Here is a 22801-nt window from a genome sequence, read left to right as displayed (position 1 = left end):
GGCTCGGCGTCCCCGACGACCAGCCGATAGAGCATAGCATGATATCGAAGTCGATCGAGACCGCGCAGAAACAGGTCGAGGCGCAGAACTTCTCGATACGTAAGCATGTCCTCGAATACGACGACGTGATGAATAAGCAGCGCGAGGTTATCTACAATGAGCGCTTCGCGGTGCTCACCGGCGAAGACCTCCACGATCGCATACTCGAGATGATAGACGATGTCATGTCAGGCGCGGTGGCGGTATTTACCGGCGATGAAAAATACGCCGAGGCCTGGGATTGGGACGGCCTCTTCGCCTACATCAACCAGCTTTTCACGTTGGATTGGGGCAGGGATTCGATTGACGACGCGACGATTACGCGCGAAGAACTCGCGGAGCGGCTCATCGAGACCGCGAGAGAGACATATATTAAACGCGAAGAAGAGTTGGGGCCTCAGGCTTTGCGCGATATAGAGCGCATGGTCATGTTGGAGGTAATCGATAATAAGTGGCGCGAGCACCTCTACGAGATGGACTATCTCAAAGAGGGCATCGGTCTGCGCGCCATCGGCCAGCGCGACCCGCTTATAGAATACAAATCGGAAGCGTTTGCGGCCTTTAACGCGATGAGCGAGGGCATCAAAGAAGATGTCCTTCAATATATGTACCATGTGAAGGTCGTCCGCGACGAGCCCGAGCGCCCGAAAGAGAAGGTCTTGGTCACCAGCGGCGGCGGGGAAGGGTCGAAAAAGCCCAAAATCAATGATGACAAGACCGGGCGAAACGACCCGTGCCCGTGCGGGAGCGGCAAGAAGTACAAGAAGTGCTGCGGCTAGATTATTAAACCGAAATCAGATTCGAGCAGGGGTGCTATAGATTGGCTGTAGATTTTAGCGAAGAGATTAACCTGGTACGCGACAAGATACGAGACATAAAGGATTATCTTTGACGTCGATACTAAGCGTGATGAGTTAACAAAGCTCGAAAAAGAGGCGAGCAAGCCGGGTTTCTGGGACGACCAGGAAGCGGCGCAAGCCCTGATGTCGAAGATGAGCGATATAAAAGACGACATCGCCGCTTGGGAGAAGGCCGATGACGACGCCGAAGAACTCGAGATAATGAACGAACTCGCGGTCTCCGAAGGCGATGAGACGCTCGCCGCCGACGTGGAGCGAGACTTCAGGCGTTTGAAGAGATACGCCGACGACCTCGAGCTGCGGAGCTGGTTTACCGACCCGCTCGACAGCCACAGCGCCATCGTCACCGTTCACCCCGGGGCGGGCGGCACCGAGTCGCAAGACTGGGCCGAGATGCTCATGCGCATGGTAATTCAATGGTCGAAAGATAAGCACTATCAGACCGACATCTATGAGATTGCGGCGGGCGACGAAGCCGGCATCAAGACCGCGACATTTACTATTCAAGGAAAATACGCGTACGGCTTTTTGCAGGCGGTCCGCGGTGTCCATCGTCTTGTCAGGATATCTCCGTTCGATTACGGCGGCCGGCGTCACACCTCGTTTGCTTCGGTCGATGTCATCCCGGAGGTCGAGCGCGATGTCCAAATCACAGTCGACCCCGCCGATTTAAAGATAGAGACCTACCGCTCGACGGGCGCGGGCGGCCAGCATGTCAACGTGACCGACTCCGCGGTGCGAATCACGCACATCCCGACAGGCGTCATGGCCCAGTGCCAGAGCGAGCGCTCGCAAACGAAGAACAAAGAGACCGCGATGATAATTCTCCGGGCCCGCCTGTACGAGCGCATTCAGGAGGAGCAGGCGCGAGAGGCGGCCGAGCGGCACAAGCAGAAAAAAGAGATAGCCTGGGGGAGCCAGATAATGTCGTATGTTATGCACCCTTACCAGCTTATCAAAGACCACCGCACCGGCGTCGAGAAGGGTAATGTCCAGGCGGTCCTCGACGGCGACCTCGATGATTTCATAATCGAGTATCACCGGCAGCGGATTTCGGAAGCCTCCGATGAGCAGAGGGCGACGTAGGATCGTCAGGGCTAAAGCCCTGAACTGCGGGCCCGGAGTTTCGGGAGCAATAATAATCATGTTAGCCGAAGGCCGATAACCATGACTGAACCTAAAAAGCCTATTATCAAAATCGAAGCCGACCTCCACGTCCATACGGTGGCCAGCGGACATGCTTACAGCACCGTCGAGGAGATAACGAAAGAGGCGGCCAAGAGAGGTCTCAAGATGGTCGCGCTTACCGACCATGGCCCGGCGTTGCCCGGCGGCGCGCATCGGTACCACTTTTGGAACCTGCGCATAATGCCGGCCGAACTAAACGGCGTCCGCATCCTCAAAGGAATCGAGGCCAACGTCACCAACGCCAACGGCGACCTCGATTTGCCCGAAGACTATCTCGCGCCGCTCGAGCTGGTACACGCCGGGTTTCATCCGAATTGCGGCTACGTGAGCGGCTCGGTCGCGCAAAATACCGAAGCGCTTTGCCGGGCGATGGATAATCCGTTGCTCGACTTTTTAGTCCATCCCGGCAACGCGAAATTTCCTATCGACCCCGAGACGCTCGTCGACGCCGCGGTCGAGAAGGGTATCCCGCTCGAAATAAACAACAGCTCGTTCTTGCCGACCACCAGCCGGCCGGCTGCTTACGATTATGATTTAGCTGTCGCAGAGTTCATCCGCGAGAAGCGCTCGCATGTTATAATAAGCAGTGACGCCCATATCCACACACAGGTAGGCGTCTTCGACCAGGCTCTAGAGCTGGTCACCCTAGCGGGCATAACCGAAGATCAAATCATAAATACCTCGGCTCAAAAAGTGCGGGACTATCTCGCTTCAAGGAGAGCCCGGCGTTAGGAGTTAGCGTGAAACGCTGGTGTATAATCGCGACATTAGTCATAGTCTCGGGCGTATTCTTCGCGATAGTCGTCCCTACCGTCGTCAGTTACTCGATAGAGAAGGCTGTCATCGAGACTATCCGCCGCGATTACAATCTCAAGGATTGCGCCTATGTCCGCGTCGACTACAGTTATCCGGAACTCTTCCGCGGCAAGATAGAGCGCGTCTACATCGAATGCGCCAAAAGCGAGTTCAACGGCATTAAGCGCAGGAGTGTCGTCATCACCGTTAAAGACATAGAGTTCGACGTCAAAAAGACGCTTCAGACGCGCGACGCCGCAATTAGCGACGTCGGTGCGGCCAAGACGAGCATAGTCGTCGCCGAGGCCGAGTTAAACAAATTTATCGCGAAGAGTCATGACGATTTGAAAGGCTGGCGTCTCGACCTTAAACCCAACAAAGTGGTCGCAAGCGCGGAAATCGAGATGATAGGCAAACTAGATATTTCGCTCAAGCCCAGGTTAAGGGGGAACAGGCTCGTTCTCGAGCCGACCGATGCTAAGTTTGCAGCTATGGATGACCTCGGGCTAAGTGAGGCTAAGAACTGGATAGGCGAGATAGGGCTCGACCTTCCCGTGAGCGACCTGCCGTTTAATATGAAAATCACCAAAGTGCTCGTTCAGGATAACCAGATATTGGTCAACGCGGGCAACTGACAGCATTGAAGCGTAATGGCCGCGCATCGGTGGTCGAGGTAATCGCCGATATTGGTCAACGCGGGCGACTGACAGCGATAAAACCTTGTTTTAAGTGAGTTTTAGCACTTCCAGCCAGGATGGGCGCATGCAAGCGGTCGCCGAATAATCATCGAAGTTATTTGCCGCGCGGTGCAAAACGCGCTATAAAGATAGATGGGATTAATCGTTAACGCCAAAAGAGTGCTTTGGCGAGGCATTGCCGGTCGGCTTGCGCCGGCCGTATTGTGTGCGGATTGTGAAAGGAGCGGACTTGATAACCGACACGACAGACAAACAGGTGACCGTCTCATTGGTCGAGGCGAAAGCCAGGACCATACGGACCCGAATAATAAATATGCTTGGCGCGGCGGGCTCGGGCCACCCGGGCGGCTCTTTATCGGCTGCCGATATCGTTGCGACACTCTATTTCCATGAGATGAAACATAATGCGGCGGAGCCGCGATGGCCGGGGCGCGACCGTTTTGTCTTAAGTAAAGGGCATGCCGCGCCGGTCTTATACGCGGCGCTCGCCGAGAGCGGCTATTTTCCCCGAGAAGACTTGGCGACGTTACGCAAGATAGACAGCCATCTCCAGGGTCATCCCGATATGAATAAAACACCGGGCGTCGAGATCTCGACCGGCTCGCTGGGGATGGGGTTTTCGGCGGCGGTAGGGATGGCGCTCGGCTTGAAGTTGGACAAGAGCGAATCGCGGGTCTATGCGCTCATCGGCGACGGTGAGTCTCAGGAGGGGATAATCTGGGAGGCCGGCATGTTCGCGGCGCAGCATAAACTAGATAACCTGGTCGGGATTGTCGATTATAACAATTTGCAGATAGACGGCCATGTGAGCGATATTGTCGATATCCGGCCAATCGCCGCGAAATGGTCGGCTTTCGGCTGGCACACGATTGAAATCGACGGACATAGCGTTGCGCAGATAATCGGCGCTCTCGATGAGGCGAAATCGGTAAAGGGTAAACCGACTATGATAGTCGCCAACACCGTTAAGGGCAAAAACGTCTCATTTATGGAAGGCCAAGTCGACTTCCACGGTAAGGCGCCGTCCAAAGATGAGGTCGCGCAGGCCTGTGGCGAGATAGCGGCTCTTGGGCCGCTGGGATAACAATAAGGGGACGTTGTTACGGTTGCTACGGTTACGCAACTAAGCAGCGGAAGATTTGCGTTGCATAATAGAATCTGACAATAGAATCCGTAATATCCGTAATACCCGTAACAACGTCCCCTTTTATAGTAAGGAGAACGATGTCTGAGAAGAGAGCGACGCGCGAAGCGTATGGCGAAACACTAATAGAGTTGGGTCGAGTTCACCCGAATATAGTAGTCCTAGACGCGGACTTGGCGAAGTCGACAACGACGATAAAATTTAAGAAAGAATTTCCTGACAGGTTTTTTGATTGCGGTGTCGCCGAGCAGAACATGATGGCGATGGCGGCGGGGTTGGCGACGACCGGCAAAATATGTTTTACGGGCTCGTTTGCGATGTTCGCCACCGGTCGCGCGTTCGAGCAGGTGAGAAATACGATAGCGTATCCCTCCCTCAATGTTAAAATATGCCCCACGCACGCCGGCATAACAGTCGGAGCCGACGGAGGGTCGCACCAGACCATCGAAGATATCGCGCTTATGCGCGTGATTCCCGGCATGACCGTCATCGTCCCGGCCGACTATTACGAGGCGAAAAAGGCGATTGCCAAGGCGGCGGAGATAGACGGGCCTGTCTATGTGCGACTCGGCCGCGCGATGCCGCCGATGATATTCGACGGGGATTACGATTTCGTCCCCGGCAAGGCGGTTCTCCTCAAGGAAGGAACGGATGTCACGATTTTTGCGACCGGCATCATGGTCGGTAGCAGCCTGGTCGCGGCGGAAAACCTTGCTAAAGCAGGCATCAGCGCGGAAGTTATCAATATATCTACTATAAAACCACTAGACGATAACGCTATAATAGAATCGGCGGTAAAAACCGGAAGAGTGGTAGTAGCAGAGGAACATAGTATTATTGGCGGACTCGGGAGCGCTGTCGCGGAGTTGTTATGCGAGAAGCATCCGGTACTGGTGGCAAGAGTGGGAATAAAGGACGTTTTTGGGCGCTCAGGCGAGCCGGACGAGTTGCTGAAATATTACGGACTAACCGACGAAGACATCTCCCAAGCGGCGAAAGGTCTACTAGGCGAGTAGATACGCAAGCCCCACTTTCCCGCAAAGCATACCGGCAAAGACTTTTGCTTTATCTTGAGCCTTCTGGTAGCATACCGATTTTGGGAGTGATAGTAGCATGATTAAAATGAAGAACGTATCGATGTTATATAAGGGGGCTCATCGTCCCGCGCTAAAGGACATCAACGTCGATATCGACCGCGGTGAATTTATCTTTTTGGTCGGTCCCTCGGGTTGCGGCAAATCTACTTTCATACGCTTATTGCTTAGAGAATTGATACCCACAAAAGGCGATATCTTTATTGCCGGTCACGACCTTGTCAACATGCGTCGCTGGCGCGTGCCGTTGCTCAGGCGCAACATAGGCTGCGTCTTTCAGGATTACAAACTTCTCCCCAACAAGACCGTCTACGAGAATGTCGCGTTCGCGCTCGAGGTTATCGGGCGCCCGACGAAAGTCATCAAAGCGCAGGTTCCGGAAGTCATACGGCTCGTCGGTCTTGAGGAGAAGCTCAACAATTACCCGGATGAACTCTCCGGCGGTGAGCAGCAGCGTGTCTCGATTGCGAGAGCTTTCGCCAACCGTCCGGCGATTATCCTCGCGGACGAGCCGACCGGAAATCTCGACCCGGCGACCTCGGGCGGCATCATGTCGCTTCTGAACAAGATCAACCGGACCGGGACGACGGTTTTGGTCGCGACGCACGACCGTGAGATGGTCGACAGCATGCGCAAGCGCGTCATCGCGCTCGAGGAAGGGGTTCTCATGCGAGACCAGCAACGCGGTGTATACGGGTACGAGGAGTAAGTCAAGGAATTCAGGGAAAAGATCGCCGGCAAACCCCGAATTTCTGTGTTGAATATTTAGAAGGAGCCGAACTATATGCAATTTCGTCCTTTTTACTTCTTGAAAGAGTCTTTGGTAAGTTTCAAGAAAAATTGGGTCATCAGTATGGCGGGCATTACCACAGTCGCACTATCGCTGCTGCTGGTAGGGGCCTTCATGCTCTTCGCGTTCGCGATGAACAACATCATAAAGTCGACCGAGCAGAAGGTCGAAGTAGTGCTTTTCCTGGCCGAAGGGGTGCCCGCCGAATCGGTCGAGGCGCTCCAGGCTGAGATAATATCGTGGGAAGAGGTCAAGAAGGCGACCTATGTCTCCAAAGAACAGGCGCTCGGCAGGCTTAAGCAAGAATTTAAAGAGTCGGACATGCTCGAGATGCTCGAAGGCAACCCGCTGCCGGCGTCTCTTGAGGTAACGCTTAAGAACCCGCAAAAAGCCAACGATGTCGTCGACCGGTTAAAGGGACGTTCTGAGATTGACGATATTAGGCATGATAGAGAGACTGTTGAGCGGCTGTTTCAGGTAACCAGGGTCGCAAGGTGGTTCATCGTGGTCTTTGTCGGGCTGCTCGCGTTTACATCCCTGGTTCTTATCGCTAATGCGATTCGCCTCGCGATTTATGCGCGGCGCAAAGAAGTGGCGATTATGCGGTTAGTCGGTGCGTCGAACTGGTTTATCCGTTGGCCGTTCTTGCTCGAAGGCACATTGCAGGGTTTCATCGGCGGTATTATCGCGGCGCTCCTGCTCTACCTCGCAAAGGTCATGCTCATAGATAAGATAAAGGATGCGCTGGTGTTTCTGCCGATCAACTCGAGTCCGCAGGAATTCTATCAACTTATATTTGCTTTGCTTGCGGCGGGGATGTTCATCGGCGCGGCGGGGAGTGCCATAGCTCTGCGGCGATTCTTAAGAGTCTAAAACGGCAAGCAGGTGCGGTTGCTATACGTAAGCTCGAGGATTACGCGCCCCTATGTAGTGCGCTGGTTGACTTGCCAAGCCTCCAATGCTTAACTAGTAGCTAATCAAAGGTGGAGCCATGGGTATTACTACTGCGTTGCGGCAAAAGATAACAGCAGTAATTACGATATTAGTCATTATCTCCCAGGTTAATCCTGCCCTTTCTTCCGAGGTCTCCAGTAAGAAAAACGAGCTAAACGACGTCAACAGCCGCCTCGAGCAGACCCGCGAAAAAATAAAACAAACCAAAGCACAAGAGTCCAGGCTTGTCGGCGAGATAAAATCGGTCGACGATAGCGTCCTTGCGGCCCAACAAGAGTTAGACCGGTTCGACGCCGAACTCAAGAAGATAGGCTCGGAGCGCGGTGTGACCGAGCGCCAGCTCGAAGTCTTACAGGTCGAACTATGGGATACCGAGCGGGAGCTGGAACAGACCTTAGCGAAACTCGACGAACAGAAGACCTTTTTAGGCAACCGTGTCGAGGGCATGTACAAGCGCGGAAGCGCGGGTTACCTCGATGTTCTGCTCAACGCGAGCAATTTTACGAGTTTTTTGAACCGGATGCGTTTCCTGGAGTATGTCGTAGCTCAGGACATAGATATAGTCGGACGCATAACCGACACCAAGGAGATCATCGAGCAGAAAAAGCGCGATGTCGAACAGAACAAAGCCGCTGTAAACGGCGAGCGCGTCAAGTTGGTAGCCGAAGAGCGGCGGATTAAAGAGCTGACCGAAGCGCGGCTCACTAAGAAGAAGGCTCTCCAATCCGAGAACAGCAGGAAGCAAGCGCTGCTCGTACAGATTAAGGACAGCCGTTCAGCATATGAGCTGGCCGAAGACCAACTTCTCGACGAGTCGTCGCGTATTACGTCAAGAATAAAGGAGCTGGAACGCAAGGCGCGCGAGAGCGGGCGCTCTTCGGCGAGACCGAGCAATTTCTCACCGGGTGCTTTTGCTTGGCCGACCGATGGCGAGGTCACCTCCTCGTTCGGCATGAGAAAGCATCCCATACTCGGCGTAACGCGCATGCACACCGGCATCGACATCGGCGCGCCTTCCGGGCAAGCGGTTATCACGGTCGACGACGGCGTGGTTATCCAGGCCGGATGGCTTAAAGGATACGGACAGACCGTAATCGTCAGCCATGGCGGCGACACGAGCACTCTTTACGCCCACCTCTCATCGATCACCGCCTCCGAGGGGAGCAACGTTTCTAAAGGGCAGACGGTCGGCAAGGTGGGTTCGACCGGCCTCTCCACCGGACCCCATCTCCACTTCGAAGTGCGAAAAGACGGCGAGCCGCGGAATCCCATGAATTGGTACTAATAAATCTTTAGTAAAACCGGTCCGCGGCCATTCGACGACCCCGGTAATCCCATTGTGGCCCTAATATTTCGCAAGCTATGGCGGATGCCCCTGTTTTTGCTTATACTAATAAAAGTAATCGTATTAAAAGAGGTGTAAGTTTTGGATAGAAAAGTTTTAGCCGCAACTGGAGTCGCGCTCGCATTTTTGGTAGTCTTCGCCACATTCGCGGGGGGGATGTTTCTCGGCAAGATGCTGGAGCAGGAGCGAACGGAGGCGTACAGACAAGGATTGCCGTCGGTCCAGAAGGTCCAGGAGGTATTCTCGATAATCGACCACGCTTATGTCGAGGAAGTCTCGGATAAAAAACTGATAAACGGTGCGGTGGAGGGTATGCTCAAGGTGCTCGACGACCCCTACACCCACTACTTCGACAAGAAACATTTCGACAAGTTTATGGAGGACACGACCGGGCATTTCGATGGTGTCGGTATTGTCATCAGCCAGAACAAAGAGAAAGAATTGGTCGTGATATCGCCTATCGACGGTACCCCGGCCGATAAGGCGGGCATTAAAGAGAACGATGTAATAGTGAAGATAGACGACAAAACGACCAAGGGCATCAATAGCGACGCGGCGGTAAAGCTGATTCGCGGAAAGCGCGGCACGAAGGTCAAGCTGACGATGCGCCGTGAGGGCGCGAAAGAGCCGCTCGTTTTTAACCTGGTGAGGGCGCAAATCAACATACCGAACGTCTCGTCCGAGAAGGTCGATGGCGATATCGGTTATCTCAGGCTCCACCAGTTCAACGAGCAGACCCAAACAGACCTCAAGAAACACTACGAAGAACTCAAGTCGCAAAAGGTAAAAGGGGTCGTCTTCGACCTTAGAAACAATCCCGGCGGCATTCTCGAGCAGTCTGTCGATGTGGGAAGCATGTGGATAAAGTCGGGCTCTATCGTTAAGGTGAAATCTAGGACCGGCCAAGTCGAATCGCGAAATGCGAACGGTGGGGCGGACGAGAAGATGCCCCTCGTCATTCTGGTCAACAAGGGCAGTGCCAGCGCGGCTGAAATCGTCGCCGGAGCTTTACAGGATTATAAACGGGCCGTGATAGTCGGCGAGAATACTTTCGGTAAAGCGTCGGTACAGACGGTCATCAATCTATCTGACGGGTCGGGGATATTGCTCACAACCGATAAGTATCTGACACCGAAAGGACGGATTATTCATAAGAAAGGCATCAAGCCCGATATCGTTGTCAAATTCGACCCGCACAAAGATAAAGAGGACGTCCAGCTTAAGAAAGCCAAAGAGGTTTTGAGGGAGTTAATCTCGGGGAAGCGGAGACTTAAAGCGGCGTCGTAAGGTCTGCGTCAACCGGTGACGCGCGCAAATTAAAATAGCCCAGAGCGTCTGCCCTGGGCTATATGATTTTCGTGCTATAATCTGTCGTCGTCGTCGATTTCATCGAAGAGTTCCGCCGGTACCTCTTCGTCGTAGTGCGCCGCCGCAAAGATCTCGCGATTGACGCGGTTTGCCCGCTTATTGTCCTCTTCGACCGGGGTCAGCTTTAGGATTTTGATGTCATCGACCAATTCTATTACGCTCAAATTGTTATCATGAGGGAAGAAACGTAAATAATTAAAGCTAAGGATATTCAAGAATATGCAGCCGTTTACGATGAGAGTCGAGGTCTCGGCGTTAGAAAAGACTTTAACCACGACACCCTCGCCCTCACTGATGGTGTCGCCGTCGACGTTGTAGGTATATTTGACGCTCTCAAGGGTCTCGAGGGCGCGTCGCATGTCCTTCTTGTTAATCAGGATGCCTTCATTGACGATACAAGGAGCAGGTGAGGCATGACGAAAGTTTTGCATCGATTATAACCTCCGAGTCTGTTGCGAGTTACTTGCTCATTCTATAACAGTTACCGGAAACCGTAAATACCAAAAAATCGAATATGGCGAAAACTTTGAGAGGTGTAAAATGCAGATAACGCGCGAGATAATCAAGCTGATGAGCAAGAAGGGATACGCGCCGCAAGACCTGGACGGGCTGGCGGCAGAGCTTGAGCTTCCAGGCATAGACAAGCACGATATAAAGAAAGCCTTGGGCTTGCTCGAGGCCGAAGGGAAAGTCTTGCGGACGAAGAAGGGCAAGTATGCATTGCCGGCGCAGCTCGATTTGGTCATCGGCGAGTTGCTTTCGAACAAGGCCGGATATGGTTTTGTAAAAACCCCCATCGGCGATGTCTTTGTCCCGGCGAGCAAGATAAACGGGGCGATGCACGGTGATAAGGTCGCGATTCGCATTTCGCGAAGAAAGACCAGGCAGGGCCCGCGGAGCGAGGGCGAGATAGCACGCATACTGGAGAGGGCTTACGAAGCGGTCGTCGGACGTTACGAGCGGCACGGCAAGATAAGCATAGTGGTCCCATCGGACAAGCGCATACAGTATCATGTCTTTGTCCATAGAAACGACGCTATTGACGCGAAAGACGGGGACATGGTCGTCGCCAAGATACTCGAATACCCGGACGGGGTGCGCGCGGCGCGCGGGAGCATCGTAGAGATAATCGGCGACGAGACATCGCCGACGATAGAGATAGACGTCATCGTCCGCGAACACAATCTAAGCACGGAGTTTACGTTGGCGACCATGGCCGAGGTCGAATCGGTGCCCGAAAGCGTCATAGTCGCCGATACGCTGGGGCGCAAAGACTACCGCGATCTCTTTACGGTCACGATAGACGGGCTCGACGCTAAGGATTTCGATGACGCCGTCAGCATCAGGCGAGATAATAGGGGGCATTTCCACCTCGGCGTGCATATCGCCGATGTCTCACACTATGTGGGCATCGGCAGCGCGCTCGACCAGGAGGCTTACGAGCGCGCGACCAGCGTCTATCTTGCCGACAGGGTGTTGCCGATGTTGCCCCATAAGCTTTCGAACAATATTTGCAGCCTCAACCCGCGTGTAGACAGGCTGAGCCTCTCTGTCGAGATGGTCGTCGATGAGAGCGGTGAGGTCGGCGATTTCGAGATATTCAACGGGGTGATAAATAGCGATTACCGTCTCACCTATGAGCAGGTCGACGAGGCGTTCGCGACAGGGGTCTTCCCCGATGAGGACGTCCGCGACCTGCTCGTTTCGATGCGCGAGCTGAGCGATGTTCTGGAAGCTAAGCGTTTGAGGCGGGGAAGCCTAAATTTCGAGACCATCGAGCCGAAGGTGATTCTCGATGCCGATCTCAAGCCTTTAGAGGTCATAGTGCGCGAGCGCACCGCCGCGACCAAGCTGATCGAGGAGGCGATGATTCTCACCAACGAGACGGTGGCCGGCTTTATGTATTGGCAGGATTCGCCGATGGTCTATCGCGTCCACGACAAGCCCAACGAGGAGAGCCTCGTCCAGATAGAGGAACTCATCGAAAACCTCCATTATCCGGTCAAGAAGCTCAAGGGGGCGCATCCGAGGGTGATCCAGCAAATCATCACGCACGCGCACGACAGGCCTGAGAAGCTGCTCATAAACAACCTTTTGCTGCGGGCGATGAAGCGGGCGAAATACACGCCGTCGAGTACGCTCCACTTCGGGTTGGCTTCACAAAACTATACCCATTTCACCTCGCCTATCAGGCGGTATCCCGACCTCATCGTCCACCGGCTGGTCAAGGCGGCGCTCGACCAGAGTCTATCCGAGCCCGACATCGTAGGCATGGTCGATAGTCTCGTCGAGATTTGCGAGCACAGCTCGTACATGGAGCGCGAAGCCGACGAGGCCTCGCGCGAATCGGTCGATGTCAAACTCTGTGAGCTTATGAAAGCGCATATCGGCGAGGAATTCGATGGGACCATAACCGGTGTCGCGGGATATGGGTTTTTTGTTCAGCTCGCGAACACGGCCGAGGGGCTCGTCCATATTAAGGACATAACCGACGACTATTACGAATACGATGAGGCTACCTTTACGCTGCTTGGGCGGCGCACGGGGAGGGCGTTTCAAATCGGCCACACCGTGCGGGTCCAGATTACGAACGTCGTTATCGGTGAGCGCAGGATAGATTTTGTCTTGGCCGAAGAGGAACAAGCCCGTAAGAAACGCTCTAAGAGGGCAAGGTAGCCGTGAGCCGTATATCGCGGTTGAACGACTTGTGCTACGCGACTTCTTCGGGGCGGGAGTTTTCGCCACATCCCGGCCGCGAAGTGATATAATTCATTACCATGAAAACCGAAAGAATCGCGGCCAAAAACAGAAAAGCATACCATGATTACCATATCGATGAGACCTACGAAACGGGAATCGAGCTTAAGGGGTCTGAGGTAAAGTCGATTCGCGCCGGTAAAATCAATCTGCGGGATAGCTACGCGCGGATAGACGACGGCGAGATGTGGCTATTTAATGTCCACATAAGCCCATACAGCCACGTCGATAAATTTACGCAGCCCGACCCGATTCGGCCCCGTAAATTACTGCTGCACAAGAAAGAGATACTGCGCCTCATAGGGAAGACAAAAGAGAAGGGCTATACGCTCATACCTCTCAAGGTCTATTTCAACAACCGCGGCAAGGCGAAGGTCGAGATAGGGCTGGCAAGGGGTAAGTTGCTCCACGATAAGCGCAAGGACATCTCCGAGCGCACCGCGAAACGCGATATAGAGCGCGCTCTTCGCGAGCGGCAGAAACAGTAGGGTCGAGCGTTTGGCATGCCGGGCGTGAGAGCGCCGGCCCATTTACAGCGCACGCCTTATTCTATATAATTTATATGAGGTTTCGTACATTGAAAAATGCGCCGGCGGTTAATATTGCCGGCCAAAAATATGGGGGCGACAGGCTTCGACTGAGGTTGGTTTCGGCAAGAGAAGCGAGTCGAGCTCAGACAACTCGTTAAACTATCTGACAAAAAACAAACGCAAACGAACCAGTTGCACTAGCCGCTTAATTGCGGCTCGTCAAACTAGAGATTGCTCACATCTCTAGGGCGACGTCATTTTAGTGAGCTTACTTCACCCGGACGCCCATAGGGGTTGAAGAAAATCTTATGGGATAGCGACCGGTTTACCCTGACTGTGGGGATGCCGGAAGCGAATAACAAACATAGTCTACACTCGTAGATGCTCTTGTGGAAATGCCTGAGGACGTGGGTTCGATTCAGAAATGGGGTCGCCGGTAGCGGTAACGCTACCAGGAAAAACAAGGCTTACATCGGTGAAATCTAAGTTCGAGAGAATAAGGCAACGCCGAGGGGTGAAAGCCCTCTAGAGACTTATGTAGGAGTCTTGCCAAGTAGGTAAATCTATGGCTCTTACTATACGCCTTGCACCGCATTGCAAGATAAATGCGGTTGAAGACATAGTCCGGTCCTTTCGGAAACGTTAGGGTAGCTGTCCCACCGCCTCCACAAAAATAGGCCGCCTTTTATGGGTGGCCTATTTTAATGCTTGCATATAGAACATATGTTCGTTTATCATATAGAAACTTCATGCGCAACCCGCTCTTGTTTCAGAACCGCCGTCACTCATCTTCGTGCCTCTCCGTGTCTATCTCGGCATATTCTTTAAGGTTTTTCTCGGTAGACCGATATTTTTAGAGTAGCAATAAAGCTCTGTCGAGCGTCAAAAAGCTTATCAATGCACAAGGGAGACATCGGTTGCGGGAACGTTATGATTTTCTCGAAAGATTATTAGGAAACTCGGCAATGGCGACGTTCGTCATCGATTTCGACGGCAAGTTCATCTATTTCAACGAAGCAGCGTATACGGCGCGCGGATACACCCGCGATGAACTTCTCGACATGACCATCAAAGATTTGGCGACGTCGGACAATGTGGAGCTGTTCGATGAGAGGATAGCGCAGCTAAGAGACGAGAGCAGCGCCGTCTTTGAGTCGGCACACATGAAGAAGGACGGGTCGGCTCTAAACGTCGAAGTCCATGCGCACATCGTGGAATTTCAAGGTAAAGAAGCGATCATCGCCATCGCACGTGACATCACCGACCGTAAGGATTCCGAGAGACTACTCAAAGAGAGCGAGGAACGCTACCGTCGCCTTATTGAATTATCCCCGGTTGCGATGGCAGTTCACAGCGGCGGAAAGGTCGTCTACGCGAACGCGGCCGCAGCGAAGCTTCTCGGGGCCTCGAAACCGGCTGAACTCATCGACAAACCGGTTCTTAGCCTTGTCCATCCGGACGACCACGCCCTGGTGAAAGAGCGTGTCGCTCTGATGATGCAAGGCAAGGAGGTCGATTTAATCGAAGAGAGGTTTGTACGCCTCGACGGCGGGACAATCGACGTCGAGGTAGCGGCCTCACCGATCATGTACAACGGCATACAGGCCATTCAGGTCGTAGTCAGGGATGTTACTGAGCACAGACAAGCGTTGGCCGCTGTCGTAGAGGCAAAAGAGCGGGTCGAACAGCTCTACCGGGTCATGCCGAGCGCCGTGTTCACCGTCGACAACGAGTCCGTTATCACTAGTTTCAACGATAAAGCGGCTGAGATAACCGGCTACGAGCCTTCAGAGATTATTGGGAAAAAATGTACGGTTTTTTCGCGGGACCCTTGTGTGAGCAGGTGCGGCTTGTTCTCGGCGGATGTGTTGAAGCCCATTATGCGTGGCGAATGCACGATACGTCGCAAAGACGGCGAAATCCGAACGCTCTCTAAGAACGTCGATGTAATTCGCGATGTCGGTGGAGACATAATCGGCGGCGTTGAGAGTTTCGAGGATATCACCGAGCGCAAGCACGCCGAAGAGATGCTCAACTATATGGCATATTTTGACCTGCTTACCGATTTGCCCAACCGCACGCTCTTATCCGACCGGCTTGTCTTGGCTATCGCAAACGCGCATCGCAACGGCCATATGCTGGCAGTGTTCTTCCTGGATCTAGACAGGTTTAAGGCGATCAACGATACGCTGGGCCACACGGTCGGCGACCAATTGCTCCAGCGCGTAGCCGACCGGCTCAAAAGGTGTCTGCGTGAAGGCGACACTATAGCACGTCTGGGCGGTGACGAGTTCACGCTGCTCTTACCGCGGGTTGATACTATTGATGACGTTACAGTCGTAGCCCAGAAGGTCATCGATGTGCTCAAGCCGTCGTTTATGTTCGAGGGGGGTGAGCTTCATGTAACGACTAGCATAGGTATCGCCCTCTATCCGGACGACGGCGAAGACGTGTCGTCACTCTTAAAGAACGCGGACATCGCGCTTTATCGCGCAAAAGAACAGGGTAGAAACAATTACCAGCTCTACGCGCCGTCGATGAATGCCAAAGCGTTCGAGCGGCTGGCGATGGAAGGCAACCTGCGAAAAGCGCTCGAACGGCAGGAATTTACCGTTTACTATCAGCCGCAGCTGGACTTGGCAACCGGCGAGATAATCGGCATGGAGGCCCTCATTCGCTGGAACCACCCCGACCTGGGCCTGGTCTATCCGGCGGAATTCATCCCCATGGCCGAAGAGACAGGGCTGATCGTGCCGATAGGCGAGTGGGTGCTCCGTACCGCATGCGAGCAGAACAAAGCCTGGCAAGACGCGGGACATGCTCCGATAAGGATGGCCGTCAATTTGTCTTGTCGCCAGTTCCAGCAGGTTGATTTAGCTGAGAGGGTGGCGCGAATTGTAAAAGAGACCGGTCTCGACCCCCGGTATCTGGAGCTGGAGATAACCGAGAGCGTTCTTATGAAAGACGCCGATGCGGCGGTCGATACGCTCAACAAGTTGAAGAAAAAAGGAATCTATATTTCGATAGACGATTTCGGCACCGGTTATTCATCCCTTGGATATTTGAAACGGTTCCCGATCGACGTTCTCAAAATAGACCGGTCGTTCATCAGGGAGCTGAGCGCCGGAACCGAAGACGCGGCAATCGCCACCGCGATTATAACGGTCGCGCACACGCTGAAGCTGAAGGCGCTGGCGGAAGGCGTCGAGACTTTGGAGCAGCTAGAACTCTTGAGGTCGCTGAAGTGCGATAGCATGCAAGGTTTTCTCTTCAGCCGCCCTTTACCCGCCGAAGAAGCGTCCAAAATATTGGGCGAGGAGCGCCAGATTCGTGTAGCTTGAGCCGGCCGGCTGAAGTTGCCCCAACCGGCGTCTACCTTCGAAGAACGCACTAAATCATTTTATTTAAAGTCATGTGTCCCTTAGTTTCTTATATGCCAAACTCTTCGAACCAGTACTCCATCACACATACATCGACTAGTATCCGTCATTCTGGGGGAGTTGAAAACGACCGAACAATCTCAAGCTTTAGAGATTCTTCGTTTCACTCAGAATGACAACTCATAAAACGTGTGATGGAGTACTAGTTTGCGCCAAAACTGCGCAAAATATCCCCTAATCTTTATTATTTTCAGCTCATTTTAGCTATAATGAGGAATGCTGTTTTAGTGCGGTATTTATAGCGCAGCGTTAACGTGGAGGAAGAATGGATAGCAGGCCGATAGGGATATTCGACTCGGGGCTCGGCGGCTTGACGGTCGTCGGTGAGATCGTGCGCCAACTGCCGCACGAGCAGACGCTCTATTTCGGCGATACCGCGAGGTTTCCTTACGGGCCGCGTAGCGCGCGGGAGCTTCGGGGGTTTGTCTTTGAGATAATCGATTTTTTGCTCATGTATGATGTCAAGTTTATAGTGATAGCTTGCAATAGCGCGTCGGCGGCCGCGCTCGAAGCGGCCCAGCAATTCTACAGTATCCCGATTATCGGCGTCATCGAGCCGGGCGCGCGGGCGGCGGTTCAGGCGACGCGGAACCGGCGTGTGGGGGTCATAGGTACGCAGGCGACGATATCGAGCGGCTCATATATTACGTCCATGAAGACGATAGACGCCGGGGTTAAAGCCTATTCGCTCGCTTGTCCGGAACTCGCGGACTTCGTTGAGCGCGACGAGATAGCGGGCGAGAGGGTGGAAGGGGCCGTCAAATGGTATCTCGACCCCTTGGTGCGCGACGGTATCGATAGTTTGATTCTAGGATGCACGCACTACCCGCTCTTGTCGGATACGATTGCGAAAGTCGCCGGAGACGATATCACGCTAATAAGCTCGGCCGAAGAAACCGCGCGTGAACTCAAGGAATTTTTGCAGCGCAAAGACCGCTTACGTGAAGGCGGCACGAGCCCGGAGCCGAGATTCTTTTCGAGCGGGGATGAGCACGTCTTTGGTCGGCTGGGGGCGCGGTTTTTAGGCCGGGAGATAGCCCATGTCGAGCGTGTCCATCTCCCATTGAAAGCAAAGGTGAATCGCGTTGAAAAAGGATAGAATCATTTGGCTGACCAGGGGAGCTATTATCGCGGCGATGTATGTGGCGCTTACCGTGACGCCGCCGCTAAATGTCATAAGCTTCGGTACGGTCCAATTTAGGCTCTCCGAAGCCCTCAGCATTTTGGCGTTTTTTGAGCCGGCGGCGATACCGGGCCTGTTTGTCGGTTGCTTGCTGGCAAATAGTATCGGCACGCTCATGGGGACATCCCTGGGCATGCTCGACATAGTATTCGGCTCGCTTCTGACTTTGCTTTCGGCTGTGTTCGTATGGAGAATCAAGAATCCCTTGTTGGCGCTGACGGCGCCGGTGGTGCTCAATGCTTTTGGTGTTGCCGCGCTCTTGAAAATCGTCCTCGACCTTCCATATTGGCCGAGTGTTCTCTTTGTGGGAATCGGCCAGACGGTGGTAGTCTATGGTCTCGGGTATCCGCTCTTGCGGCTGGTGCTGAAGCGGCGGATTTTAATCAGGGAAGACGTATTTCGCGAAAAAATGAACCGTTAAATCGTCGATGTCGAGCATAAAATCAGCCAAACCAACATTCGGAGAAAAGATTTCGCGGATGGTCTAGACGCGAGCCTTATTTGCCAACCAGCGCTTATTGCTATAACGTGGAACCAGGTGTTGATATAAGATACTCAAGCGTCGCGGGGGTTTAAGCCGCGATATTTAATAACGAAGGAGAGACTTATGGAGCGCGCCGATGGAAGGCGACCCGACGATATTCGGGAAGTCAGTATAACCAGAAATTACTTGCCGCACGCGGAGGGCTCGGTCCTTATCGAGATGGGCAACACAAACGTCATTTGCACCGCCACAGTCGAAGATAGGGTACCGAATTGGCTGCGCGGGCAGGGTCAGGGCTGGGTTACCGCCGAATACGGCATGCTGCCGCGCTCGACCGGAATCAGGATGGTGCGCGAGGCGAGCCAGGGCCGCGTCGGGGGGCGCACCCATGAGATTCAGCGCCTAATAGGACGTTCGCTCCGCTCGGTGGTAGACTTAAAGGCGTTGCCCGAGGTGACGATTTGGATAGATTGTGATGTGGTGCGAGCCGATGGCGGCACACGGACCGCGTCGATTACCGGCGCGTTTATCGCATTATATGACGCGCTCAGATGGCTCGTCGCGAATAGGCGAGTAGCCGAGTTGCCGCTCTCTGATTTCGTATCGGCGGTAAGCGTCGGCGTCGTCGATGGTGTTCCGTTGCTCGACCTTTGTTATGAGGAGGATTGCAAGGCGCAGGTCGACATGAACGTGGTGATGACGGCTTCGGGCAAGTTCATCGAGGTTCAGGGTACCGCCGAAGAGCACCCCTTTGAGCGCTCTGAGCTGGAGCAACTTCTCAACTTGGCGGAAAAGGGAGCATCGGAGCTTATCTCCCTGCAGCGCGAGATTCTCGGAAAGGATTTGTCGGTCAATGTTGGAACTCATCATAGCAAGTAAGAACGACGGCAAAATCAGGGAAATCGTCGATATCCTCGAGTTGTCCGACGTGAAGGTCTACACGTATAAAGATTTTTCCGACTGGCCGGATGTCGAGGAGACCGGGACGACCTTTTACGATAACGCTTTGCTTAAAGCGGAGGCGCTGGTCGAGAAGTACGGGAAATCGGCGGTCTCCGATGATTCCGGTCTCGAGGTGGACGCCCTGGGGGGCGACCCCGGTGTCGACTCCGCCATATACGCGGGCGAGCATGGAAACGCCGCCAAGAACAACGAGAAGCTGCTGCGGGCGCTCGACGGCGTTCCAGAGGATGAGCGAACCGCGCGTTTTCGCTGCGTCGCCATATTGATGACGCCGGACGGTTGGAGGATTTCGACCGAAGGCACGGTCGAGGGACGGATAGGCTTTGAGCCGCGCGGTGCGCTGGGCTTCGGCTACGACCCGCTCTTTTTTCCGACAGGGGAGACGCGCACCGTCGCGGAGATGGGTCTCGACGAGAAGAACAAGATAAGCCATCGCGGGCAAGCGTTCATGAAGATGCGGGAGAAGATGGAAGAGGTTCGCGGGCACCTGAAGCGTTCATAATCCGTTTACTGCTAGGATAACGCGCAACGGCGGACGATAACCCTCAGCAACGGACAGCAACAAACAGATATTAATTACTGCACTTTCCACCGACTATGTGCTAAAATACCATCTGGCATACCTTCAGGGTATGCCGTATATTTCGGGGTGTGGCTCAGTTTGGTTAGAGCACCGGTTTTGGGAACCGGGGGTCGGAGGTTCGAATCCTCTCACCCCGACCAGAGAGTTCTTATTCGAACTCGAAGAATTAAAGATTGCATCAAAGAGGTCACTTCGGTGCCGACATCGCCGAACTCGTGCTGCTTTTGGCTTTCTTCTAATGCTTTTGTAAGCTCATGGTCAGCAAGCTCATTTTGAATATCAAGCCTATCTGAATTTCGCCGTTTTGTAACTATAATATCCGATGATTTGTTATTCATAGCCCCGCATCCCTTAAGATATTAGCTGATCGACGAACTCACGAGGCGTGATTATCTGAATTCTCTGATAGGTGCCCACTTGAAGCAAATGATTATCCCCGGAAATAATGAAGTCCGCTTTGCCTTCGACTGCACAAGCCAAAAATATATTATCTGATGGATCTTCGGTTATGATATCTAGTCTTAGCTCGCCAGGGGTTATCTGAGAGTACTTACCAAGAAGCAATAAATCCTTCTCGATCTCTTCGTCTGTTAGAGAAAAGGTCTTCTTTATCTTGGGATAATTTAAAACCTTGCTTATCTCGGCAATAATCTCATCCGAGGCAAGCAATATAAATTCGCGGTCCCGCCAAGCTTCAAGTATCTCAAAAGGTGCACCTGAGCTTGAGATGGTTCCGCTTACAAAAACATTGGTATCTATGCATGCCTTAATCATGCTTAACCTCTTCTAATTTTAGATAGCGCTGATTCAACCGCAGCCTCTACTTCTTCAGGCTTGGCGCCTTGATTCTTGGCCCTAATCTTGTCTAAAATCTCAAAATCCTTCCTTCGTTGCTGTTTAAACTCTTGAAATTCGGCGTATGAGATAATCGCAACCATTGGTTTCCCGGCACGCTCAACGATGATCTCATCGCCTCGGTAGTGTGCTTCTTCCATAAGCCGTCCGAAGTTTTTCCTGGCCGTCATAGCGTTTTCTTTTTTCTCCACCTGCATAACACCTCCTCTAGTTAATACAGTCATTATAACTGATATAGTTATATTATCAAGGATATTATTTCCAAATTATTTTTATTTACCGCCGGCTTTTTAATCTAATCGGGTTGAATTAAGTTGCCGGCGTCGCTTCGCTCCGAAAGCGGCCGGAATAAATCGGAATCGGTGGCCGAAATCGTCGGAATACGCAAGGCGTCTTATGTGGGCGCAAATAGCAATTTTGGCGTATTATACGGATTAGTATAAACATTGTTAGGCGCACAAAAGCGTCAAAGCAATCAAGGAGCATTCGCGATGAGAGATGTATCACAAAAGATGGGAATCCGAGAGGGAATGCGAGCATTCTTTGGGAATGCCCCGCAGTCCGCTCTGGATGCTATAAACCTGCCAACTCTTAACATTGCTTCTCAACTCCGAGGACAGTTCGACTATATTCATGTCTTTACTATAACTCAGGCCGAGATGGACGATCTATTCCCTAAACTCAAACGCCATCTGAAGCCAACAGGAATGCTCTGGATTTCACGGCCCAAGAACAAAAAGCTCAAGATAACAATGGCCTTGCCATCCTAAGAATTGAAAAGGGTAAGCCTGTTGATAGTAGAATCGAGATACTCACAAACTCAGAATCTGTTATCTACGATATACTAACAAATGATAATATTATTGGCTTAGGAGTAGATACATTATCTTGCTGGAGCACAGCTTCCAATAATTTCAACCGAAATCCCGCAAACTTTTCCATAATGCCGTAGTCTTCAACCAGGTTCGATCTTGCGGTTTGGAAATGCCTCGTTGTAAGCCTTAGTTTTGGCATGAGAAGGTAGGCGGCAAAAACTTCAGCTTGACGCTTCTGCAACTTATCCCAGGAATATACACCAATAGAAGAGCGGTCGGAACTGTGTGACACTACACAAATCTTCTGAATGTGCCGGCAAAACGGGTGATAATACAGAGTCTACAGTCTCTTCTAGCGATAATCGACACTTAGTGTCTTAAATTGATGCACTCGGTGATTCATTAGGAATGAGCAATTCTGCTCCAGATTTGGAATAACAATAATGAGGATCATGTGTGGCCGGTTTTCGTACAGGTCACCGTCGTCTCGACTTTTCAAAGCAATTCTGCTATCATTTCAACGCAGCTAAAAGAAGCATTTCGCACTTTCTTGAGCTGCTAAGAATTGAATAACACCTTGTCGGGGTGAGTGAAGCATCGCCCGGGGTGAGGTCGGGGAAGCAATTCCTAGCGTACATGCGGACGTAACTCAGTTGGTAGAGTCACAGCCTTCCAAGCTGTTGGTCGCGGGTTCGAATCCCGTCGTCCGCTCAAGAAAAGCGCTTTGAGCGCTGAAGATGGCCAAAGGCCTCAGCCTGGCGGCCTTTCGTAGTTTCTAATTTCAAGTATGCGCCCGTAGCTCAGCTGGATAGAGCATCGGACTTCTAATCCGAGGGTCATAGGTTCGAATCCTATCGGGCGTGCAAAATAAGCAGGGAATATAAGAAAACCACCAGGCAAATATCTGGTGGTTTTC

The 22801-nt window shown here is 52.8% G+C and carries 22 protein-coding genes, 3 tRNA genes and 1 other RNA gene; 22 read left to right on the top strand and 4 right to left on the bottom strand.

Annotation, left to right across the window (positions count from 1 at the left end):
• From KGZ93_03995 to KGZ93_03950, 10 genes are all read left to right on the top strand, one after another.
• Positions 1–818 (top strand): SEC-C domain-containing protein (locus tag KGZ93_03995; protein MBS3908768.1); only part of this gene is annotated, 818 nt, incomplete at its 5' end.
• A gap of 102 nt (positions 819–920) precedes the next feature.
• Positions 921–1985 carry a peptide chain release factor 2 gene (gene prfB / locus KGZ93_03990; protein MBS3908767.1) on the top strand — a complete coding sequence of 355 codons (1065 nt, stop codon included), beginning with the start codon at positions 921–923 and terminating at the stop codon, positions 1983–1985.
• Positions 1986–2090: 105 nt separating this feature from the next.
• Positions 2091–2819 (top strand): phosphatase, encoded by a 729-nt coding sequence (locus tag KGZ93_03985; protein MBS3908766.1) that lies wholly within the window; start codon positions 2091–2093, stop codon positions 2817–2819.
• Between the two features lie 8 nt (positions 2820–2827).
• Positions 2828–3517, top strand: coding sequence for a DUF2993 domain-containing protein (locus KGZ93_03980; protein ID MBS3908765.1), 690 nt, complete (start codon positions 2828–2830; stop codon positions 3515–3517).
• 295 nt (positions 3518–3812) lie between these two features.
• Positions 3813–4664 (top strand): transketolase, encoded by an 852-nt coding sequence (locus tag KGZ93_03975; GenBank protein MBS3908764.1) that lies wholly within the window; start codon positions 3813–3815, stop codon positions 4662–4664.
• A 140-nt stretch (positions 4665–4804) separates the two neighbouring features.
• Positions 4805–5740 carry a transketolase family protein gene (locus KGZ93_03970; protein MBS3908763.1) on the top strand — a complete coding sequence of 312 codons (936 nt, stop codon included), beginning with the start codon at positions 4805–4807 and terminating at the stop codon, positions 5738–5740.
• A 97-nt stretch (positions 5741–5837) separates the two neighbouring features.
• Positions 5838–6527: a cell division ATP-binding protein FtsE gene (ftsE, locus tag KGZ93_03965; protein MBS3908762.1), complete on the top strand. Its 690-nt coding sequence runs from the start codon at positions 5838–5840 to the stop codon at positions 6525–6527.
• Between the two features lie 75 nt (positions 6528–6602).
• Positions 6603–7481 (top strand): permease-like cell division protein FtsX, encoded by an 879-nt coding sequence (gene ftsX / locus KGZ93_03960; GenBank protein MBS3908761.1) that lies wholly within the window; start codon positions 6603–6605, stop codon positions 7479–7481.
• Between the two features lie 118 nt (positions 7482–7599).
• The gene (locus KGZ93_03955) at positions 7600–8847 is read left to right on the top strand and encodes a peptidoglycan DD-metalloendopeptidase family protein (protein ID MBS3908760.1); all 1248 of its coding nucleotides are present in this window, start codon (positions 7600–7602) and stop codon (positions 8845–8847) included.
• A gap of 141 nt (positions 8848–8988) precedes the next feature.
• On the top strand, positions 8989–10194 hold the full coding sequence (locus KGZ93_03950) for a S41 family peptidase (GenBank protein MBS3908759.1): 1206 nt from the start codon (positions 8989–8991) through the stop codon (positions 10192–10194).
• A 74-nt stretch (positions 10195–10268) separates the two neighbouring features.
• On the opposite strand, the gene KGZ93_03945 is transcribed toward KGZ93_03950, so the two are convergent.
• The gene (locus KGZ93_03945) at positions 10269–10706 is read right to left on the bottom strand and encodes a hypothetical protein (GenBank protein ID MBS3908758.1); all 438 of its coding nucleotides are present in this window, start codon (positions 10704–10706) and stop codon (positions 10269–10271) included.
• A gap of 109 nt (positions 10707–10815) precedes the next feature.
• On the opposite strand from KGZ93_03945, the gene rnr reads away from it, so the two are divergent.
• The 9 genes from rnr to KGZ93_03900 all read left to right on the top strand — a co-directional run bounded on the left by rnr (position 10816) and on the right by KGZ93_03900 (position 20355).
• The gene (gene rnr / locus KGZ93_03940; GenBank protein MBS3908757.1) at positions 10816–12951 is read left to right on the top strand and encodes a ribonuclease R; all 2136 of its coding nucleotides are present in this window, start codon (positions 10816–10818) and stop codon (positions 12949–12951) included.
• Positions 12952–13052: 101 nt separating this feature from the next.
• Entirely contained in the window at positions 13053–13520 is a 468-nt protein-coding gene (smpB, locus tag KGZ93_03935; GenBank protein ID MBS3908756.1) for an SsrA-binding protein SmpB, read from the top strand.
• Between the two features lie 138 nt (positions 13521–13658).
• Positions 13659–13983, top strand: a transfer-messenger RNA (tmRNA) gene (ssrA, locus tag KGZ93_03930).
• A 496-nt stretch (positions 13984–14479) separates the two neighbouring features.
• Entirely contained in the window at positions 14480–16903 is a 2424-nt protein-coding gene (locus tag KGZ93_03925) for an EAL domain-containing protein (protein ID MBS3908755.1), read from the top strand.
• 364 nt (positions 16904–17267) lie between these two features.
• Positions 17268–18101 (top strand): glutamate racemase, encoded by an 834-nt coding sequence (locus KGZ93_03920; GenBank protein MBS3908754.1) that lies wholly within the window; start codon positions 17268–17270, stop codon positions 18099–18101.
• A complete protein-coding gene (locus KGZ93_03915) occupies positions 18088–18606 on the top strand; it encodes a QueT transporter family protein (GenBank protein MBS3908753.1) in 519 nt (172 codons plus the stop codon). Before KGZ93_03920 ends, KGZ93_03915 begins: the two co-directional genes overlap by 14 nt.
• Positions 18607–18792: 186 nt before the next feature.
• Positions 18793–19548, top strand: coding sequence for a ribonuclease PH (gene rph, locus KGZ93_03910; protein ID MBS3908752.1), 756 nt, complete (start codon positions 18793–18795; stop codon positions 19546–19548).
• Positions 19526–20134 carry an XTP/dITP diphosphatase gene (locus KGZ93_03905; GenBank protein ID MBS3908751.1) on the top strand — a complete coding sequence of 203 codons (609 nt, stop codon included), beginning with the start codon at positions 19526–19528 and terminating at the stop codon, positions 20132–20134. The genes rph and KGZ93_03905 overlap by 23 nt, the downstream gene beginning before the upstream one ends.
• Before the next feature lie 143 nt (positions 20135–20277).
• Positions 20278–20355 (top strand) — tRNA-Pro (locus tag KGZ93_03900).
• Here the strand turns inward: KGZ93_03900 and KGZ93_03895 are convergent.
• From KGZ93_03895 to KGZ93_03885, 3 genes are read right to left on the bottom strand one after another with little or no spacing between them, the layout of a single operon-like run.
• Positions 20344–20553, bottom strand: a complete 210-nt coding sequence (locus tag KGZ93_03895) for a hypothetical protein (protein ID MBS3908750.1) — start codon at positions 20551–20553, stop codon at positions 20344–20346. The two genes, KGZ93_03900 and KGZ93_03895, sit on opposite strands and share 12 nt — an antisense overlap.
• Positions 20554–20566: 13 nt before the next feature.
• Positions 20567–20989 carry a putative toxin-antitoxin system toxin component, PIN family gene (locus KGZ93_03890; protein ID MBS3908749.1) on the bottom strand — a complete coding sequence of 141 codons (423 nt, stop codon included), beginning with the start codon at positions 20987–20989 and terminating at the stop codon, positions 20567–20569.
• Between the two features lie 2 nt (positions 20990–20991).
• Positions 20992–21267: a type II toxin-antitoxin system prevent-host-death family antitoxin gene (locus KGZ93_03885; GenBank protein ID MBS3908748.1), complete on the bottom strand. Its 276-nt coding sequence runs from the start codon at positions 21265–21267 to the stop codon at positions 20992–20994.
• A gap of 294 nt (positions 21268–21561) precedes the next feature.
• Between KGZ93_03885 and KGZ93_03880 the strand changes: the two genes are divergently transcribed.
• The 3 genes from KGZ93_03880 (at position 21562) to KGZ93_03870 (ending at position 22748) form a co-directional block, all read left to right on the top strand.
• Positions 21562–21840, top strand: a complete 279-nt coding sequence (locus tag KGZ93_03880; protein ID MBS3908747.1) for a hypothetical protein — start codon at positions 21562–21564, stop codon at positions 21838–21840.
• A 683-nt stretch (positions 21841–22523) separates the two neighbouring features.
• Positions 22524–22596 (top strand) — tRNA-Gly (locus tag KGZ93_03875).
• 78 nt (positions 22597–22674) lie between these two features.
• A tRNA-Arg gene (locus tag KGZ93_03870) sits at positions 22675–22748 on the top strand.
• Positions 22749–22801: the final 53 nt, after the last annotated feature.

This window comes from Actinomycetota bacterium (assembly GCA_018333515.1).
Classification (GTDB): Bacteria; Actinomycetota; Aquicultoria; order Aquicultorales; family Aquicultoraceae; genus Aquicultor.
Note: the sequence above shows the minus strand (reverse complement) of the source record. Positions and strands in the feature narration are given on the sequence as shown.

Excerpts from the sequence above, each read along its gene's own strand:
- KGZ93_03885 (MBS3908748.1), bottom strand. The coding sequence starts at position 21,267 with ATGCAGGTGGAGAAAAAAGAAAACGCTATGACGGCCAGGAAAAACTTC.
- KGZ93_03890 (MBS3908749.1), bottom strand. The coding sequence starts at position 20,989 with ATGATTAAGGCATGCATAGATACCAATGTTTTTGTAAGCGGAACCATC.
- ftsX (MBS3908761.1), top strand. The coding sequence starts at position 6,603 with ATGCAATTTCGTCCTTTTTACTTCTTGAAAGAGTCTTTGGTAAGTTTC.
- rnr (MBS3908757.1), top strand. The coding sequence starts at position 10,816 with ATGCAGATAACGCGCGAGATAATCAAGCTGATGAGCAAGAAGGGATAC.
- KGZ93_03880 (MBS3908747.1), top strand. The coding sequence starts at position 21,562 with ATGAGAGATGTATCACAAAAGATGGGAATCCGAGAGGGAATGCGAGCA.
- KGZ93_03970 (MBS3908763.1), top strand. The coding sequence starts at position 4,805 with ATGTCTGAGAAGAGAGCGACGCGCGAAGCGTATGGCGAAACACTAATA.
- KGZ93_03895 (MBS3908750.1), bottom strand. The coding sequence starts at position 20,553 with ATGAATAACAAATCATCGGATATTATAGTTACAAAACGGCGAAATTCA.
- KGZ93_03945 (MBS3908758.1), bottom strand. The coding sequence starts at position 10,706 with ATGCAAAACTTTCGTCATGCCTCACCTGCTCCTTGTATCGTCAATGAA.
- ftsE (MBS3908762.1), top strand. The coding sequence starts at position 5,838 with ATGATTAAAATGAAGAACGTATCGATGTTATATAAGGGGGCTCATCGT.
- rph (MBS3908752.1), top strand. The coding sequence starts at position 18,793 with ATGGAGCGCGCCGATGGAAGGCGACCCGACGATATTCGGGAAGTCAGT.
- smpB (MBS3908756.1), top strand. The coding sequence starts at position 13,053 with ATGAAAACCGAAAGAATCGCGGCCAAAAACAGAAAAGCATACCATGAT.
- KGZ93_03955 (MBS3908760.1), top strand. The coding sequence starts at position 7,600 with ATGGGTATTACTACTGCGTTGCGGCAAAAGATAACAGCAGTAATTACG.
- KGZ93_03920 (MBS3908754.1), top strand. The coding sequence starts at position 17,268 with ATGGATAGCAGGCCGATAGGGATATTCGACTCGGGGCTCGGCGGCTTG.